This window comes from Kineosporia corallincola (assembly GCF_018499875.1).
Taxonomy (GTDB): Bacteria; Actinomycetota; Actinomycetes; order Actinomycetales; family Kineosporiaceae; genus Kineosporia; species Kineosporia corallincola.
Map to the genome: position 1 here is coordinate 26,956 of NZ_JAHBAY010000013.1, position 15,121 is coordinate 42,076.

Below are 15,121 nucleotides of genomic sequence, written 5' to 3' on the forward strand. Positions count from 1 at the left end.
TTGAGCGGCGACGCGGTGCCCCTGCCGAAAATGCGGTGCGATGCCCGGATTTAGGCAGGGCTCCAGCCGCTCTTAAGCTTGCTCACAGGATCATGGAGTCATGCGAACTCCTTCCTCACCGGGCGGCGGCCGGAGGAAACCCTCCTGGCGTCTGTGGACCGTGGGCCTCAGCGCCGTGGTTCTTGCGGTCACCGGTACCACCGTCGCCCTTCAGTCTGCTTCGGCGGAGCAGGCGAGCACGGCGTCCACCAGCACCACGAGCAGCGCGAGCGCCGCGAGCTCGGACAGCAGCGACTCCTCGGTCAGCGCCTCGTCCACGGTCACCACCACGGCCGCGGCCTGCTCGCGGACCAAGTCCAAGACCGCGAAGACCAAGGTCACCAGCGTCTCCCTGCCCTACAAGGTCAAGGGCTACGGCGGCGAGGGCGACACCGAGGTGATCCCGATGGCCGTCGCCGCGGCCCCCAACGGCCAGTCCTGGCTGGCCTGGGTCGGCACCAGCGGCAAGGTCTACCTGGGCAAGCTCGGCTGCAACGACAAGCTGACCGGCAAGGTCACCAGCTTCACCGGCATCGACCTGCAAGACATCACGGCCGATGCCAACGGCGGCGCCATCCTGATCACCAAGAAGGGCAGCTGCGGTACCGGCCCGCTCTGCGGCGGCACCTCCAGCCCGTGCAACACCATGCACCTGATCCGCTTCGACAACAGCGGAAAAACGGTGTGGAGCAAGCAGGTCACCAACCTGAGCAGCACCAAGAAGGGCTACTCCAACGGCGCCCGGTTCGTCTGGTGGTACCAGCACCACGGCCGGATCGCGACCGGCGGCGGCAAGTACGCGGCCTACTTCGGCACCGCGATCACCGTGAAGAACGGCAGCTGCGTCGACATCCACCAGGGTGACCGCCTCCAGGTCGTCACCTCGAAGGGCAAGGCGGTGGCGAGCGAGAGCACCGACTTCAGCTGTAGCCATGCCTGGAACTCGCGGGTGGTCTACGACCCGGCCAAGAAGAAATTCATCACGGTGTGCGCCACCGACAACGAGTGCCGAATCGCGCAGGCCAATCCCTACAGAACAGTGGTCGCCAGTAAATGCGACGGCACCCTGTTCGGCGGCGACCTGATCCTGGCGAAGACCGGTTACTGGACGGCGTGGAGCCAGGGTGGCAAGGCCAAGATCTCCCGCTTTACCACCGGCAAGGCCAACAAGACCGTGAATTCGGTTGCGGCCACGCAACATCCGCACCTGGTGAAGTACGGCAGCAACCGCATGGTGCTGAGCTGGGGCTCCGGCTCCAAGATCAAGGCCAAGATCATGAACCGGTCCACCGGCGCCACCATCGGTTCGACGCTGACGCTCAACGCCAAGGACCACGACTACATGTCGTTCAAGGAGTACAAAGACGGCAGCGTGGCCTATGCTGCGGCCGGCGCGACCACCAAGAGCATCAAGATCGCCCGCGTGATGCCGATGACCTGATCCGTCTCGGATCAGGTTGAGGGTTCAGCCCACACAGCTCAGCGCCACACGGCTCAGCGCCACACGGCTCAGCGCCGGACGGCTCAGCCCTCACAGCGCAGCCCGGCAAACAGAAACTCCCCCGGCGGCCGCCCACGCCGGGGGAGTTTCTTCGTGTCAGGAGGTGGGGACTCAGACCGCCCGGCGGTCCGCGGCGGCCACGGCATCCTGCTCCGGGTCGGGCCGGCGGCTCGACACCACCAGGCTGGTGACCGTGGTGATGGCCAGGGTGCCGATGATGACGGTGAGCGAGAGCCAGATCGGGATCTCGCCGTCGAACGGAGCCCAGTCCGCCCAGTGGTACTTGTGCATCGCGTGCAGCACCAGCTTCACGCCGATGAAGGCCAGGATGAACGACAGGCCCAGCGACAGGTAGATCAGCTTCTGGAGCAGCCCGCCCAGCAGGAAGTAGAGCTGGCGCAGACCCATCAGGGCGAACACGTTGGCGGTGAACACCAGGTAGGGCTCTTCGGTGAGGCCGTAGATGGCGGGGATCGAGTCGAGGGCGAAGAGCAGGTCGGTGCTGCCCAGGGCCACGATCACGAAGAACATCGGGGTGATCAGCCGCCGCCCGCCCTGCATCACGCTGAGGGAACGGCCGTGGAACTCGTCGACCGAGGGCAGCCGGCGCTTCACCAGCCGCATCAGCGCGTTGTCGACCTCCTCCTCGTCCTCGTCGTGCTTGCGGTACTCCTTCACCAGGTTGAACGCGGTGTAGATGAGGAACGCGCCGAAGATGAAGAACACCCAGGAGAACTTGCTGATCGCGGCGGCACCGACGGCGATGAACACGGCCCGGAAGATCAGGGCCAGGATGATGCCGATGGTCAGCGCGTACTGCTGAAGATGCCGTGGCACCGCCAGTTTCGACATGATGATCAAGAAGATGAACAGGTTGTCGATCGACAGGCTGTACTCGGTGAGCCAGCCCGCGTAGAACTCGCCGGCGTAGGCCGAGCCGGCGGTGGCCCAGACGCCGAGACCGAACACGATCGCCAGGGCGACGAAGATACCGACGAACGTGCCGGCCTCCTTCATCGACGGCTCGTGCACGTTCCTGCCGATGACGAACACGTCGAGAGCGAGCACGGCGACCAGGACGACCGAGCTGATGATCCAGGTCGAGGTGGAGACATCCATGCAGACGGACCTTCCGGTTTGTGGCGTGCAGGGGTCAACCGGAGCGGCCGGTCAGAAGCCCAACGGCGATGACGCACGTCGAGTTCCGAGCGAGCACTCAGGCGCGACCCAGGTCACAGCGCAAACCGGAAGGCCCGAAAGTTGTTGCCTGGCTGAACTATCGCCGAGTGAGGCGGATGGCTGTCCAGGAGACCGGCGGCAGGTCGAGCCGCAGCTCCCCGTCGTCCACCGTTACCCCTGACGCCTCGACCGGAACCACGCGGTCCGGCTGGTCGACGGTGTTCGTGGCGGACAGGTCGGTGTCGGACAGCGTCCACGACTCGGCCACCTGGAAGGCATGGTCGAAGCCGCCCAGCGGCACGGCCAGCGACACCTGCTCCTCCTGGTGCCGGTTGACCACGAACACGCTGAGCTCACCGGTCTCCGCGTCGTGCGTGGCGACGGCGTCCACCACCGGCACCTCGCCGTACTTCTCCGTGTCGTACAGCGGACCGCTCGGCTCCACCCGCAGCACGTCGCCCCGGGCGAACCGCGAGGTGATCGCGAACGGGTGGAAGATGGTCTGCCGCCAGGCCGGCCCGCCGGCCTCGCTGCGGATCGGCGCGATCACGTTGACCAGCTGCGCCTGGCAGGCGGCCGTCACCCGGTCGCTGTGCCGCAGCAACGAGATCAGCAGGTTGCCCACCACCACGGCATCGGTGACCGTGTACTCGTCCTCGATCACCCGCGGCGCGATCGCCCACTCGGACGGGTCGGCCGCAGTGGCCCCGGACTCGAAAGCGCTCTGTTTCCAGACGTTCCACTCGTCGAACGAGATCATGATCCGCTTCGGGTTCTTCAGCCTGGCGCCCACGCTGTCCGCGGTGGCCACCACACTGTCGACGAAGTGGTCCATGTCCACGGCCGACGCCAGGAAGCTGGCCACGTCACCGTTCAGCGGCTCGTAGTAGGCGTGCGCCGAGACGTAGTCGACCACGTCGTAGGTGAGCTCGAGAACCTCGGACTCCCAGGCGGCGAACGTCGGCATCGACGAGCTGGAGCTGCCGACGGCCACCAGCTCCAGGTCCGGCTCCGCCGAGCGCAGGGCCCGGGCGGTCTCGGCCGCGAGCCGGCCGTACTCGTGCGCCGTCTTGTGGCCGGTCTGCCAGGGGCCGTCGAGCTCGTTGCCCAGGCAGAACATCGTGACGCCGTACGGTTTGTCGACGCCGTTGGCCCGGCGCATCTCGGCGAAGTGGGTGCGGTCGGGCTGGTTGATGTACTCGTGCACGTCGAGGGCCTCCTGCACCCCACGGGTGCCGAGGTTCAGCGCGTACATCACCTCCACCCCGGCCTTGCCCGCCCAGCGCATGAACTCGTCGATCCCGACCTCGTTCGTCTCCAGGCAGTGCCAGGCCAGATCGCGGCGCACGGGCCGGTCGGCGACCGGCCCGACGCCGTCCTCCCAGCGGTACCCGGAGACGAAATTGCCTCCGGGATAACGGACCAGCGAGATCCCGAGCTCGCGGGCGAGGGCCAGGACGTCCTGCCGGAACCCGTCGGCGTCCGCCGTGGGGTGTCCCGGTTCGTAGATGCCGGTGTAGACGCAGCGCCCCATGTGCTCGACGAACGAGCCGAAGGTACGTCGTGACACGGGGGCCACGGTGAAGGCCGGATCGAGCCGGAACGTGGCAGAGAGCAAGGGTTTTCTCCCGGTTTCTGGCAGCGTGGACATTTACTTGAGACTTCCCACGGTGAGACCGCCCTGCCAGTACCGCTGGAGGCTGAGGAAGGCGATGATGAGCGGGAGCGTGGAGAGCAGGGAACCGACGATGATCAGGTTCCAGAGTGACTGCCCGGAGCCGTTGTTCGACGTGGCCAGCGTCTCCCAGAGGTTGATACCCACGGTCAGCGGGTACAGCTTGGAGGTCGACAGCATGGTCAGGGGCAGGAAGTAGTTGTTCCAGGTGGACACGACCGACAGCAGCAGCACGGTGATCACGCCGGGCCGCATCAGCGGCAGCGCGACCTGGAAGAAGATCCGCAGCTCACCGGCACCGTCCACGCGGGCGGCGTCCACCAGTTCCTCCGGGATCGAGCCGCCGGCGTAGACCCGCATCAGATACACCGCGAACGGGCTGAGCAGTGACGGCAGGATCACCGCCCAGATCGTGTCGGTGAGACCGGCGTTCGAGAACATCACGAACGTCGGGATCACCAGGGCGGTCAGCGGAACCATCACGGCACCGAGCACACTGCCGAAAAACACGGTGCGGCCGGTGAACTTGTACATCGCGAAGCCGTAGCCGGCCAGCACCGAGACGATCGTGCAGCCGATCCCGCCGGCCCCGGCGTAGAGCACCGAGTTCCACATCCACCGCAGGTACTCGCCGTTGTTGTAGCTGAACAGGTCTCCCAGGTTGTCGAACAGGTGAAACCCGTTGAACCAGAGGGCACCCGAACCGGAGAACAGTCCCTTGGCGTTCTTCGTGCTGGCCACCACCAGCCACCAGACCGGCAGCAGGAAGTAGCAGACCAGGGCCAGCAGGATCAGTTTGATCCCGGTGTGCCGGGGGACACGTCGCGGCTGGCTCATGTGAACAGACCTCCCCGCTTACGGGTGGCGAAGGTGAAGACGGCGACTGCCAGGAACACCACGAAGCCGAGCGAGAACGAGATCGCCGAGGCGTAGTTGAACTGTGCGTAGCGGAAGGCCAGGTTGAAAGCGTAGATGTTGGGCGTGAAGTCGGGCGTCACCGAGCCGTTCGCGATCGGGGAGACGATGGCCGGTTCGGTGAAGAACTGCAAGGTGCCGATCAGCGAGAAGACCAGGATCAGCACGAGCGCCGAGGAGACCAGCGGCACCTTGATCCGCAGGGCGATCTGCCGGGTGTTCGCCCCGTCGATCCGGGCCGCCTCGTAGAGCGAGGTGTCGATGCTCTTCAGGGCGGCGTAGATGATGATCATGTAGTAGCCGGACCACTGCCAGGTGACGATGTTGAGCAGGCCCTTGAAGATGTTGCCCTGACTGAGCAGGAACGGTGCCTGCACGTTGAACAACGAGGCGATCTGCTCGATCGGGCCGAAGCTCGGGCTGTAGAGGAAACCCCACATCAGGGCTCCGATCACGGCCGGCACGGCGTACGGCAGGAAGATCATCAGGCGGCTGAAACTGGCCAGCCGGCCGGTGATCTCGTCGAGCATCAGGGCCGCGGCCAGGGCCACCCCGATCTGCAGCGGGATCACCACCAGGCTGAACCGGACGACCAGCCACAGGCCCTTACGGAACGACGGGTCGTGGAACGCCCGGGTGTAGTTGTCGAAGCCGGCGAACGTGGTGCCGGTGGCCAGGCCCTTGGTGTAGAGGCTGAGGTAACCGGCGTAGACCAGGGGGGCCACCAGGAAGGCCAGGAACACGATCAGGAACGGCAGCACGAACAGCCAGCCGATCTGGTCGCGGCGCAGGAGACGGGGCCGCACCCGCCGGATCGGCCGGGCGGGTGCGGCGCTCGTCGACATGACAGTGTCGACGTCGGTCATCGAACGTTGAAGCCCTGGCTCTTGGCGTACTCCACCATGGTGGCCTGGAGGTCCGTGGCTGCCTGGTCGCCCGTGGTCTGGCCGGCGAAGAGCTTCACCAGCTGGGCCTGGAGCTGGGCGTAGTAGTACACCGTGAACGGGCTGTAAGTTGCTCCTGCGTAGGCGTTCTCGGCGGGGACATAGATGTCCTTGTTGGCCGTCTGGCCGTCGAAGAAGTCGATCTTCGCGTTGACGAACTCGTCCGACTTCAGCACGGTCTGGTTCAGCGGGAAGATGGTCTGCGTCTTCCAGCCGTCGGTCAGCGAGGCCTCGTCGGCGTACAGGCCCATGGCCACGGTGGCCGCGGCCTGCTTGTCCGAGGTCTGCGTGGTCACGGCGAAGGTCGAACCGCCCCAGTTCACCGACACCGGGTTGCTCTCGTCCCACTGCGGCAGCTCGGCGGCGGCGAACTGGCCGGCGTCGTCACCCTCACCGACGCCCTGGCCGCTCAGGTAACCGGGGGCCCAGGCGGCCGACACGTAGGTGGCGTACTTACCGCCGACCACACCGGAGATGTAGTCGGTGGTGAACTGGTCCTCCTTGCCGATCAAACCCTTCTTGACCAGGTCACCCCAGTAATTGAGGACGTCCTTGGTCGCCTGGTCGTCGAGCTTGATGCTGATGTTCAGCTTGTCGGAGAGGTCGTACTGGAAGGGCACCGCGCCCTTCTGGATCATCAGCGCGGTCACCGCTGCCGGGATGTTGCTGCCGATGTCCCCGAAGGCCGGCCCACCGGCGTCCTTCAGTTTCTGCGCGGCCTCGGCGTACTCGGCCCAGGTCTTCGGCACGTCGATGTCGTACTTCTCGAGGATGTCCTTGCGGTAGATCATCCCCATCGGCCCGCCGTCGACCGGGATGGCGTACACCGCGTCGCCCTGCGAGACGTCGCTCCAGGCGCCCTCGCTGAAGTTGGACTTCACGTCGTTGGCGCCGAGCGGCGCGAGATCGACCAGTGCGTCCTGGATCTCGAAGCCGACCAGCTGCTCGGCCTCCAGCATGATGACGTCCGGCGCGCCCTTCTTCGCCGTGATGGACGTCTGGAACTTGTCGTACTCGGTCTGGCCCTGACCGGCGTTCGTCCAGCAGACCTGGACGTCGGTGTGGTCGTTGTTGAAGTTGTCCACGACCTTGGCCATGTTGGGGTACCAGCCCCAGACCGTGACCTTCTTGGCGTCCGCGTTCACGATCTTGTTCGTGCACTTGGACGAGTCCGCGGCGCTTCCTGAGCCGCCGTCGCTTCCGCCGCCACAGGCAGCCAGCCCGATCGCGGCGACCATCCCGGTAGCGACAAGAGTGGGTGTGCGCAAGCGCATGTCGATGCCTCCTTTGGTCATGACATGTCTGGCTACCGCAGGGACCACGCAGGGTGACGCACAGGGGCAGTCAGCCTGGTCGGCGGGTACCGATCAGGCCAGGGAGAGCTATGGGTGCGAGGTCCGTTGCAGCGCTGCAAAGGAGTATGCATGGGCGATAAGTGGGTGACAAGGGGTGATTGAAACGAAATACGATGGACGGCGCGAGCCTCTTCGGCTCGCCCGGCGGGAGAGGTGCCTATGAAGGAAGCAACGCTGCGTGACGTCGCCGACCTGGCCGGGGTGTCCCCGCGCACGGTCTCGAACGTGGTCAACGGGTATGCCAAGGTCACCGACGTCACCCGCCACAAGGTGGAAGCCGCGATCGCCCAGCTCGGCTACCGGCCGAACGTGCTGGCCCGGCACCTGGCCACCGGGCGCTCCGGCCAGATCGTCGTGGTGGTGCCTTATCTCGACACGCCGTACTTCTCCGAGCTGCTCCAGGCGATCATCCCGGTGGCCCGGCGGGTCGGGTACAACGTGCTGATCGACCAGTCCGACGGCGACCGGGAGCACGAGGGTCAGCTGATCGGGCAGGCGTCGCACCGGTCGCTGTTCGACGGCATCATCTACAGCCCGCTCGGCCTGTCGCAGGACGACCTGTCGAGGCGGGACCCGGCGCTGCCCATGGTGGTGATCGGAGAACGCACGTCCACGGCCAATTTCGACCATGTCGGCATCGACGACGTGGCGGCGTCGACCGAGGCGGTGAACCATCTGATCGGGCTGGGGCGTCGCCGGATCGCCGCGATCGGCGACCAGCCCTACCCGACCGGTGAGGCGGCCCAGCGCCGCACCAAGGGTTTTCGCGCCGCGCATGCCGCGGCCGGCCTGCCGCTCGACGAGTCGCTGATCATCGGAACGCCGCGCTTCAACCGTCTGGACGGTGCCACGGCGATGGAAAGCCTTCTGCGACTGGATAATCCGCCGGATGCGGTGTTCTGCTACAGCGACCTGGTGGCGTCCGGCGCCATTCACACCCTGCTGCACAACGGTTTACGGGTGCCGGAAGACGTGGCGGTGATCGGGTACGACGACATCGAGGACGGTCGTTACAGCCGGCCGACGATCAGCACGATCTCGCCGGACAAGGCCGAGATCGCCCGGATGGCGGTGGAACGGCTGGTGATGCGGATCAAGAGCCGGGAGCCGGTGCCCGGCGTCGACCTACGGGCCGGGCACCGGCTGGTGGCCCGGCAGAGCACGGTGGGGGATGCGGCGGGCTGAGGTGCTGGACCTCAGGGGGATTCGTCAGGAATGGTGGCCAGGCGCTCGTAGTAGGAGCGGATGTCGGAGAGCCGGATCTCCGTGCTGCTACTGGCTTCTGGGGCCAGTCCCTCCCGGGCCGCGAGCCATGGGCCCTCGCGGTGGCTGAGCTCACTGAGCTGGGCCCCCGTCCAGTCGCGATACCTGCCCAGGGTGTTGTGGAGGGCGGTGCGGCCCGTCGGGTGTTGCTCGACGAGTGCCGCGTTGCCCAGGGCCTCACTCTGATAACGACGCTGCTTCCACAGCTCTCGCACCACGGGCCCTGCGGCCCAGGCCTCGATGCGCTCGGGGAAGAGTGGCTCGCCGGTGAGAACCAGGTGCTCTGCCTGCGTGTAGTAACAGAGCTTCTGGAGCTTGAGTTCGCCGGCCTGAGGACACTCGTGCAGAATGGCTGCCGCCAGGTCGAGGACGCTCACCGGATGAGCTGTGACGACGTTCTCCGGTGCCCGCAGGACCGAGACGATGGTCTCGGGCGGCTCGTCCTCTTCGTAGAAGTCGCTGACACCGTCCCAAGTGGTCATGTGTTCAGTGTGCATCAGCCCTCCACTTCATAGACGCTGCCGAGCGCGAAGGTCTCGCGATCTTTCGGGCTCGGGTAAAGGACGGCCAGGCAGCGCCGGCCCCGGATCTCGACCTTGAGGTAGTAGCGCGGTCCGCGTGGCGGGTCTTGCTCATGGCGACCTCGGAGCCGGGGTTTGCACTGGATGGCGTGCCGGACCTCGTCCGGAGTGATGCCGTGCTTGCTGATGATTTTTTGGGCCACCTGATCGCTGATAAGCAGGACCGCCACCCAGATCGGGACCATATGGGGCACGGATTCAGTGTGGCGGAGTCATGCCGAGTCGATCGTGCTTTTGCCAATTCCCCCCCAGGTCCGCTCTTCTGTGGGGGCAGGCGAGCCGATTCCCCCATCCGCTCCATGGAGAAAGTATGTCGGTGGGGTCCGACAGTCTTGAAGTCGCGCGGGTCCGAACGACGCCGGCCCGCCGACGCGAAAGCGTGGACGGGCCGGTCGTTCAGACGATGAGCGCTGCGACCTACTCCGGCACCCGCCGGTACGCGCCGTCCGAGGCCGCGGTGGCCATCGAGGCGTACGCCCGCAGCGCCGCCGACACCGGGCGCTGCCGGTCGAGCGGGCTGTAGGGCTTGTCGCGCTTCTCCTGGGCGGCCCGGCGCTGGTCGAGCACCAGCTCGTCGACGTCCAGGGAGATCTTGCGGTTCGGGATGTCGATCGAGATCGGGTCGCCGTCTTCGACCAGGGCGATCAGGCCACCGCCCGCCGCCTCCGGCGAGATGTGGCCGATGGAGAGGCCACTCGTGCCGCCGGAGAACCGGCCGTCCGTGATCAGGGCGCATTTCTGGCCCAGGCCGCGGCCTTTCAGGAACGAGGTGGGGTACAGCATCTCCTGCATGCCCGGGCCGCCCTTGGGGCCCTCGTAGCGGATCACCACGATCATGCCCTCGGTGACCTTCTTGCCCAGGATGCCCTCGACCGCGGCCTCCTGGCTCTCGAACACGATGGCCCGGCCGGAGAACGTCCAGACCGCCTCGGGCACACCGGCCGTCTTCACCACGCAGCCGTCGGGGGCGAGGTTGCCGGAGAGGATGGCCAGGCCGCCGTCGACGGTGTAGGCGTGCTCGACGTCGCGGATGCAGCCGTCGGCCGCGTCGGTGTCGAGCGAGGCCCACTCGTTCTCGGTGGAGAACGGCTCGGTGGTGCGCACACCGCCGGGCGCGGCCCGGAACAGCTCCAGCGCCCGCTGTGACGCGGAGCCGCTGCGGATGTCCCACTCCGCCAGCCAGGTGGCCATGTCGGCCGAATGCACCGGCTTCACATCGGTGTTCAGCAGTCCGCCACGGTTCAGCTCACCGAGGATGGCGGGGATGCCGCCGGCCCGGTGCACATCTTCCATGTGGTACTTCGGCGAGTTCGGGGCGACCTTGGCCAGGCACGGCACCCTGCGCGAGATGGCGTCGATGTCGTCGACGGTGAAGTCCATCTCCGCCTCCCGGGCGGCGGCCAGCAGGTGCAGCACCGTGTTGGTGGAACCGCCCATGGCCACGTCGAGGGCCATGGCGTTCTCGAAGGCCGAGCGGCTCGCCACGTTGCGGGGGAGAACGGACTCGTCGTCCTTGCCGTAGTAGCGGTTGGCCAGGTCGACGACCGTGGTGCCGGCGTCCTTGAACAGCTGGCGCCGGGCCTCGTGGGTGGCCAGCGTGGAGCCGTTGCCGGGCAGCGACAGGCCCATCGCCTCGGTCAGGCAGTTCATCGAGTTGGCGGTGAACATGCCGGAACACGAGCCGCAGGTGGGGCAGGCCGAGCGCTCGATCACGTCGAGCTGGTCGTCGCTGATGCGCGGGTCGGCGGCCGCGACCATGGCGTCGACCAGGTCCAGCTTGGAGTGCACGATGCCCTCGATGGCCGTGGTCTTGCCGGCCTCCATCGGGCCGCCGGACACGAACACCGTGGGGATGTTCAGCCGCAGCGCGGCCAGCAGCATGCCGGGGGTGATCTTGTCGCAGTTCGAGATGCAGACCAGGGCGTCGGCGCAGTGCGCGTTCACCATGTACTCCACCGCGTCGGCGATCAGCTCCCGGCTGGGCAGGGAGTAGAGCATGCCGCCGTGGCCCATCGCGATGCCGTCGTCGACGGCGATCGTGTTGAACTCCTTGGAGACCGCCCCGGCCTCCTGGATCGACTCGGCGACGATCTGGCCCACGTTGCGCAGGTGCACGTGGCCCGGCACGAACTCGGTGAACGAGTTGGCGATCGCCACGATCGGCTTGCCGAAGTCGTTGTCGGTCATGCCGGTCGCACGCCAGAGCGCCCGTGCTCCCGCCATGTTGCGACCAGAGGTCGAGGTGGCCGACCGAAGCTGTGTCATCGTGAACAGTCTTCTTTCATGCGTCTACGGTCGCGCGGTCCGGGGCAGACCGATGGGCGACCAGGTGTCGATGGACGCACGGTGAGGCCCGGGTCGGCCACGTGCGTCAGCGCCCGGTGCTGGAGGACGGTCGCTTCTGGCGACACACCGATGGTAACTCGGGCGGCCGTGAGGTATTCCTCGATGTCGGAACGATCGGTCCGTCTTCCGCGCGCCTGAGTCACGTTTTGCTGGCAGTATGGCCCGAAACGTTGCGCTGCGTGATGAACTGGCCGGGGAGTGGACCACGGGCCTAGCCCTACCCGGAGTTGAACAGTAATCTTCACCGGCAAGATCGCAGAGTGAGCGGAGGCGCAATGGCGCTGCGGATTCGTGCGTGCGTCAAGACGCACCCCGGGCTGCGCCGTACCAACAACGAGGATTCCGGCTTCATCGGTCGCCGGTTGTTCCTCGTCGCCGACGGCATGGGTGGTCACGACTTCGGCGAGGTGGCCAGCGCCATCGTCGCCCGCACGGTGGCCTATCTCGACGACCACGGCACCAGTTTCGGGCCGGAGGGCGACATCGTCGGTGCGGTCGAGTTCGCCGACCAGCGCCTGGCCAGGGCCATCGGGAACAACCCCGAGCTGTCCGGCATGGGCACCACGCTCACGGCCATGCTGATCCACCGGGACACCATCGCGCTGACCAATGTCGGCGACTCCCGGGCCTACCTGCTGCGGGGCCGCGAGATGGTGCAGCTCACCCACGACGACACCTATGTGCAGATGCTGGCCGACAAGGGCTGGCTCGACCCCAAGCTGATCCCCCAGCACCCCCAGCGCAGCGTGCTGCTGCGGGTGCTCCGCGGCGGCGACGACGGCGGCACCGCCGAGGTCAACCTGTACCAGGCTGTCCCCGGCGACCGTTACCTGCTGTGCAGCGACGGCCTCAGCGACTACGTGGCCGGCGAGGCCATCCAGAAGGCGCTGGCCGGCACCAAGAACGCCGGCAAGGCGATCGACCGGCTGATCGCGCTGGCCCTCAAGGCGGGCGCCCCCGACAACGTCACCTGCATCATCGGCGACGTGATCGACGACGACTCCAGGCCGGGCGGCGGTGACGGTGAGTTCGTGGGTGCGGCCCAGGAACTCGGCGAGGGCGCGATCGAGGCGGCGGAGCAGAAGGTGGCCGAGGCCAAGGCCGCCGGCATGCTGAAGACCGCCTGACCTAGGGCAACCGCCCGCTGATGTCGTAGCCGTACTCCAGGATCTGGGTGCCGTCGCTGAGCGAGCGCACCCGCACGGCGTCCCCGAGGATGCGGTCCCGGTCGGCCGTGTCGCACCCGTGCGACCCGTAGTAGTCGGGCGACCAGATCAGGAACGTGGAGGACGCCTTGCGGGTGAGTCGCGCGGTGTCGCTGAGCCACGAGCGGGTCTGGAGCACTCCGTGGTCGCACTCCAGCTCGTACACCGTGCGCTCGCCCCCGGCCAGGTAGCTGCTCACGTTGCCGAACCAGTACGGGGCCAGGCCTTTCGCCGGCCCGGTCGCCCTCACCGCGTCGATCAGCTCGTCCTGCGTGGTCAGGGCGGTGGACGGGTGGGCGTTCGCCCGGATCGCGATGGTGGCGCCCGAGGCGCCCGTCACCAGGGCGGCACAACTGAGGACGACGAGGGCGGGCCGGGCCGGCCACCGTTCCGGCAGCCCGGGCAACAGCAGAACCGCGGTCACCGCCAGCTGGTACGGGGCCAGGATCAGGTAGCGGGTGGGGTGGTCGTCTTGCACCACGGTGCCGAGGAAGCACAGCGGCCAGGTGGCCACGATCGTGAACGGCACCAGCTCACGGGAGCGCCAGAAGCGCGCCGCACCGACGGCCGAACCGGCCACGAACAGCGCGAACACGCCGAGCATCAACAGGTTCGAGGTGATCACCAGCGGCGTCGTGCCGTGCCAGCGCTCCACGCCGAACTGGGTGGCGGTGTCGTGCAGCAGTTGGCCCCAGCCGTGGGTGGCGGCCGACAGGCTGGGTGAGAGCTGCTTGGTGTGGTCGATCTCCAGCCCCACCACCCCGACGGCCTGCTGGAGCAGCGGCAGCAGCAGGAACGAGCCGAGCAGGCACCCGGCCAGGTGCAGCAGCCGGGGGTCACGGGTGCGCAGCAGGTACCAGGCCGGTGCCAGCAGCATCAGCGGCAGGCCGACCAGCATCTCGAAGTACGGGTCGTCGAACCAGAACACGGCCAGGCCCAGGCTCACGGCCGCGGCGAGCAGCAGCGTCCTGACGGTGGACACCGGGGGACGACGACGGGCCAGGTACCGCGCGGCCAGTGCCAGCAACAGGAAGCACAGGCCGAGCTCGACGTTGCGGTAGTTGGGCAGGTTCCGGTTCGAGCCGATGCCGCCGCCCATCGCGGCCAGGAACACCAGCGGGGCGGCGAGCTGATACCAGCGGGCGCGCGGCGCGAGCAGCAGCACGCCGGCGCCCAGCAGCACGAACGTCAGGGCCGTCAGCACCAGCACGGCGATCAGCAGCTTGGTCACCGGGCTCAGCCCGATCGCCTCCAGCACCAGGTAGAGCGGGAACTTGAACAGCCAGGTGTCGGCGGGCAGATGGGTCGTGCCGTGACCGACGTCCAGCCAGGTGCGCACGATCGACTGCTGTGCCGTGGAGTCGGAGGTGTACACCACCCGCGGGTGCCGGAGCACGGCCAGCAGGCAGGCGACCAGGGCCGGCACCACGATCGCGGCGGCGATCCGGCCGCGGGCCGCCGGGGCGGTACCGGCCGGGTCGGCGTGCTCGGCGAGGCCGGTGTCTGCCACGGGTACCGGCCTCTCGGGAGCTTGTGTCGGGTCTGCGTCGTGGTCAGGTCTGGGTCACGGCCCTGACCAGCCTAGGGGATCGGTCGGTTCAGCTCGGGGCACTCCCCGGCGGCGGGCACGCCCAGACCGCGTGAGATGCGTGACCCGATCTCGCGCAACTGCCGGGTCTGGGCCCGGGTGAGGGGATCGAGCACCAGCTGCCGCACCGCCTCCACGTGCCCGGGCGCGGTGGCGACGATCTTGGCGTAGCCGTCGTCGGTCAGCGTGGCCACGGTGTAGCGGCCGTCGTCCGGGTCGGTGGCCCGCCGTACCCAGCCCTGCTTCTCCAGCCGCTTCACCACGTGCGAGAGCCGCGACAGCGATCCGTTGGCCAGCGTCGCCAGCAGGCTCATCCGCAGGCTGCGGCCCTCGGTCTCGGAAAGGGCCGCCAGCACCGTGTATTCGAAGTGGGTGAGCCCGGCGTCCCGCTGCAACTGGGCGTCCAGCGCGGCGGGAAGCGCGAAGACGATGCCGGCCATCGCTCTCCAGGCGTCCTGCTCCTCGTCGTCCAGCCAGCGCGGTTCGTTCATGGGGCCAGCCTAGGACAGGCCCATCGCTTGACGCTTCAA

13 protein-coding genes are annotated in these 15,121 nt (G+C 67.4%); 3 read left to right on the forward strand and 10 right to left on the reverse strand.

Annotated elements, in window-relative coordinates; all coding sequences use genetic code 11:
- Positions 1–100 precede the first annotated feature (100 nt).
- A complete protein-coding gene (locus tag KIH74_RS26785; protein WP_214159123.1) occupies positions 101–1,480 on the forward strand; it encodes a hypothetical protein in 1,380 nt (459 codons plus the stop codon).
- Between the two features lie 171 nt (positions 1,481–1,651).
- Here the strand turns inward: KIH74_RS26785 and KIH74_RS26790 are convergent, their stop codons facing one another.
- The 5 genes from KIH74_RS26790 to KIH74_RS26810 form a co-directional block, all read right to left on the reverse strand.
- On the reverse strand, positions 1,652–2,659 hold the full coding sequence (locus tag KIH74_RS26790; RefSeq protein WP_214159124.1) for a TerC family protein: 1,008 nt from the start codon (positions 2,657–2,659) through the stop codon (positions 1,652–1,654).
- 157 nt (positions 2,660–2,816) lie between these two features.
- Complete coding sequence (gene arfA / locus KIH74_RS26795) at positions 2,817–4,337, reverse strand: arabinosylfuranosidase ArfA (RefSeq protein WP_372492132.1); 1,521 nt, start codon at positions 4,335–4,337, stop codon at positions 2,817–2,819.
- Positions 4,338–4,370: 33 nt separating this feature from the next.
- Positions 4,371–5,231: a carbohydrate ABC transporter permease gene (locus tag KIH74_RS26800; protein WP_214159126.1), complete on the reverse strand. Its 861-nt coding sequence runs from the start codon at positions 5,229–5,231 to the stop codon at positions 4,371–4,373.
- On the reverse strand, positions 5,228–6,154 hold the full coding sequence (locus tag KIH74_RS26805) for a carbohydrate ABC transporter permease (protein ID WP_214159127.1): 927 nt from the start codon (positions 6,152–6,154) through the stop codon (positions 5,228–5,230). The genes KIH74_RS26800 and KIH74_RS26805 overlap by 4 nt, the downstream gene beginning before the upstream one ends.
- A gap of 17 nt (positions 6,155–6,171) precedes the next feature.
- On the reverse strand, positions 6,172–7,527 hold the full coding sequence (locus KIH74_RS26810) for an ABC transporter substrate-binding protein (protein ID WP_214159128.1): 1,356 nt from the start codon (positions 7,525–7,527) through the stop codon (positions 6,172–6,174).
- A 240-nt stretch (positions 7,528–7,767) separates the two neighbouring features.
- On the opposite strand from KIH74_RS26810, the gene KIH74_RS26815 reads away from it, so the two are divergent.
- Positions 7,768–8,793, forward strand: coding sequence for a LacI family DNA-binding transcriptional regulator (locus tag KIH74_RS26815; protein WP_214159129.1), 1,026 nt, complete (start codon positions 7,768–7,770; stop codon positions 8,791–8,793).
- 11 nt (positions 8,794–8,804) lie between these two features.
- On the opposite strand, the gene KIH74_RS26820 is transcribed toward KIH74_RS26815, so the two are convergent.
- The 3 genes from KIH74_RS26820 to ilvD form a co-directional block, all read right to left on the reverse strand.
- Positions 8,805–9,353: a Panacea domain-containing protein gene (locus tag KIH74_RS26820; protein WP_214159130.1), complete on the reverse strand. Its 549-nt coding sequence runs from the start codon at positions 9,351–9,353 to the stop codon at positions 8,805–8,807.
- A gap of 14 nt (positions 9,354–9,367) precedes the next feature.
- The gene (locus tag KIH74_RS26825; protein WP_214159131.1) at positions 9,368–9,646 is read right to left on the reverse strand and encodes a hypothetical protein; all 279 of its coding nucleotides are present in this window, start codon (positions 9,644–9,646) and stop codon (positions 9,368–9,370) included.
- A 223-nt stretch (positions 9,647–9,869) separates the two neighbouring features.
- Positions 9,870–11,717, reverse strand: coding sequence for a dihydroxy-acid dehydratase (ilvD, locus tag KIH74_RS26830; protein WP_214159132.1), 1,848 nt, complete (start codon positions 11,715–11,717; stop codon positions 9,870–9,872).
- A 341-nt stretch (positions 11,718–12,058) separates the two neighbouring features.
- On the opposite strand from ilvD, the gene KIH74_RS26835 reads away from it, so the two are divergent.
- A complete protein-coding gene (locus tag KIH74_RS26835) occupies positions 12,059–12,925 on the forward strand; it encodes a PP2C family protein-serine/threonine phosphatase (RefSeq protein WP_214159133.1) in 867 nt (288 codons plus the stop codon).
- 1 nt (position 12,926) lies between these two features.
- On the opposite strand, the gene KIH74_RS26840 is transcribed toward KIH74_RS26835, so the two are convergent.
- Positions 12,927–14,513 (reverse strand): hypothetical protein, encoded by a 1,587-nt coding sequence (locus KIH74_RS26840; RefSeq protein ID WP_214159134.1) that lies wholly within the window; start codon positions 14,511–14,513, stop codon positions 12,927–12,929.
- Between the two features lie 71 nt (positions 14,514–14,584).
- Positions 14,585–15,082, reverse strand: coding sequence for a MarR family winged helix-turn-helix transcriptional regulator (locus tag KIH74_RS26845; RefSeq protein WP_214159135.1), 498 nt, complete (start codon positions 15,080–15,082; stop codon positions 14,585–14,587).
- Positions 15,083–15,121 lie beyond the last annotated feature (39 nt).